Genomic DNA, 601 nt, shown 5'->3' on the forward strand with positions numbered 1-601 from the left:
CGTAGTTTTCCATTTGATTAGGGGTTAAGAGTTCTACCGCATCGTTTTCATATCTTGGGACGATATGAACATGGAAATGAAAGACGCTTTGGGTCGGTTTATCAACGTTATTGATAATATTAAACCCTATCGGTTTAAATGCTTCTTTTAACGCTTTTGTGATCAAAGGAACTTTTGAAAAGATTTGCGTTGCTAGGGTTGAATCGAGTTCATAAATATTTTTGATATGATTTTTAGGGATGACTAAGGTATGTCCTTTTGTTGTTTGTGTGATGTCTAAAAATGCATAAATATGATCATCTTCATACACTTTATAAGAAGGGATTTCTCCTTCTAATATTTTACAAAATATACAATCCATTATTATTTCCCTCCATCTTCTTTTAAAATATCTAATAGTGAATACATTGATTCTAACATATAATCAGGCTTGGCTTCTTCTAAAGTTTCTTTCCCTTTAATGCTCCATATAACGCCTGCAGTTAAAATATTGGCATTTTTTCCTGATAAGATATCTGAATCATTATCGCCAATCATCAAAGCTTGATTCCAATCTTTAAACTGATTTAATGCATGCACGCAAGCATCTTTTGCGGGTTTG

The 601-nt window shown here is 32.6% G+C and carries 2 protein-coding genes; both read right to left on the minus strand.

Features of this window, described 5'->3' with window-relative positions:
- Window positions 1-361: HIT family protein (locus ABCO64_RS10600; protein WP_343089449.1), on the minus strand; the 361-nt coding region annotated here is incomplete at its 3' end.
- 2 nt (window positions 362-363) lie between these two features.
- A partial coding sequence (locus tag ABCO64_RS10605) for an HAD hydrolase-like protein (RefSeq protein ID WP_343089450.1) occupies window positions 364-601 on the minus strand: 238 nt, incomplete at its 5' end.

Origin of the sequence: Methanocalculus natronophilus (assembly GCF_038751955.1) — an archaeon.
In the GTDB taxonomy this organism is placed as follows: Archaea; Halobacteriota; Methanomicrobia; order Methanomicrobiales; family Methanocorpusculaceae; genus Methanocalculus; species Methanocalculus natronophilus.